Source organism: Micromonospora sp. NPDC023888 (assembly GCF_040639415.1).
Taxonomy (GTDB): Bacteria; Actinomycetota; Actinomycetes; order Mycobacteriales; family Micromonosporaceae; genus Micromonospora.
This window is the reverse complement of record NZ_JBEZZW010000093.1, coordinates 1-1,762: the sequence shown is the minus strand read 5'-3', so window position 1 is coordinate 1,762 and position 1,762 is coordinate 1. Positions and strand designations below refer to the sequence as shown.

Annotated in this window: 1 protein-coding gene and 2 rRNA genes; all 3 read right to left on the bottom strand. The window is 66.6% G+C overall.

All coding sequences use genetic code 11. The annotated features are described in order from the left end of the window. Positions 1-101: 101 nt before the first annotated feature. Entirely contained in the window at positions 102-974 is an 873-nt protein-coding gene (locus AB0F61_RS34155) for an aminoglycoside phosphotransferase family protein (RefSeq protein WP_357818521.1), read from the bottom strand. Positions 975-1,085: 111 nt separating this feature from the next. Further along, positions 1,086-1,202: ribosomal RNA gene (gene rrf, locus AB0F61_RS34150) — 5S ribosomal RNA — on the bottom strand. Positions 1,203-1,296: 94 nt separating this feature from the next. After that, positions 1,297-1,762 (bottom strand): 23S ribosomal RNA (locus tag AB0F61_RS34145); the annotation flags it as partial.

Genomic DNA, 1,762 nt, shown 5'->3' with positions numbered 1-1,762 from the left:
GCCCGGACGGGGCGTATCACGTGTTCCATGCCCCGATCCTGACGCCGGCGCCCCTGCCCGGCAACGCAATTCCCCTCGGGCCGACGGCTCTCCCCACGCGGTCAGGCCGCGAGGACGGCCCGGATGACGTGGCGGGCGTTGTCCGCCATCGCCGGGTTGCTCCCGCGGTGGTACGGCAGGGAGATGAGCGCCTGCGAGAACGCCCGGGCCCTGCCCCGGAGCCAGGTGGCGTCGTCCACGCCGAGCGCCGCCCGGAAGACCTCCCTGGCCCCGGCCGGCAGCAGGTTCCACGCGGGGAACAGGTCGCAGGCCGGGTCGCCCACGCCCATGCACCCGAAGTCGATCACCGCTCCGAGCCGGCCGCCGTCCACCAGGAGGTTGCCCGGCATCAGATCGGCGTGAACCCACACCGGTGCCCCGTGCGGCCCCGGCGCCCGCAGCGCCTCCTCCCACACGTCCAGAGCGGCGTCGCAGTCCACACCCTCCTCGGGAATGCCCCTCAGCCGGCCGATCGCCGCCCGGGTCGCGGCGTCGAGCGTGCCCAGCGGGCCACCCCGGTACGCCGCCGGCGCCCCTGGCAGCTCGACGCTCCACATGGCGGCCACGAACCGGGCCAGGTCCTCGGCCAGCAGCAGCGGCTCATCGAGCGCCTCGGGCCGCGGGTTGGCGCCGTCCAGCCACCGGTACACCGCCCAGGCCCAGGGAAACCCCTCCGCCGGTCCACCGGCTCCCAGCACCTCGGGTATGCCCACCGGGAGCCGTTCCGCGAGCCGCGGCAGCCACTCCCGCTCCCTCACCAGGTCCGCCGCCCCACCCTCGGTCAGTGGCAGTCGTACGACCATGTCGTCCCCGAGCCGGTACACGTCGTTCACGGTCCCGCCGGACGGAAAACGCTTCACCGGTAATGCCGCCCACTCCGGAAACCGGCCGGCGATCAGGCGCCGCACGAGGTCGTCGTCGATGTGCATGTCCATGCGGGCCATCCGACCGCCGGACGGCGGTGTGCGTCAAACAGAATTCCTGGTCCGGAACGCAAAAATGCCTCAGCCCCCGGACACAAAATCCGGGGACTGAGGCTAAAAATTGTTCGGCGGCGTCCTACTCTCCCACAGGGTCCCCCCTGCAGTACCATCGGCGCTGAAAGGCTTAGCTTCCGGGTTCGGAATGTAACCGGGCGTTTCCCTAACGCTATGACCACCGAAACACTATGAAGATATCCGAACTACAACCAGCCACCCCAACAAGGGGGTGTGGGAGTTCGTTACTTCAGAACTAACACAGTGGACGCGAGCAACTGAGGACAAGCCCTCGGCCTATTAGTACCGGTCAACTCCACCCATTACTGGGCTTCCATATCCGGCCTATCAACCCAGTCGTCTACTGGGAGCCTTACCCTCTCAAGGAGGTGGGAATACTCATCTCGAAGCAGGCTTCCCGCTTAGATGCTTTCAGCGGTTATCCCTCCCGAACGTAGCCAACCAGCCATGCCCTTGGCAGAACAACTGGCACACCAGAGGTTCGTCCGTCCCGGTCCTCTCGTACTAGGGACAGCCCTTCTCAATATTCCTACGCGCACAGCGGATAGGGACCGAACTGTCTCACGACGTTCTAAACCCAGCTCGCGTACCGCTTTAATGGGCGAACAGCCCAACCCTTGGGACCGACTCCAGCCCCAGGATGCGACGAGCCGACATCGAGGTGCCAAACCATCCCGTCGATATGGACTCTTGGGGAAGATCAGCCTGTTATCCCCGGGGTACCT

Coding starts and splice junctions, on each gene's coding strand:
- AB0F61_RS34155 (WP_357818521.1), bottom strand. CDS start 974: ATGGACATGCACATCGACGACGACCTCGTGCGGCGCCTGATCGCCGGC.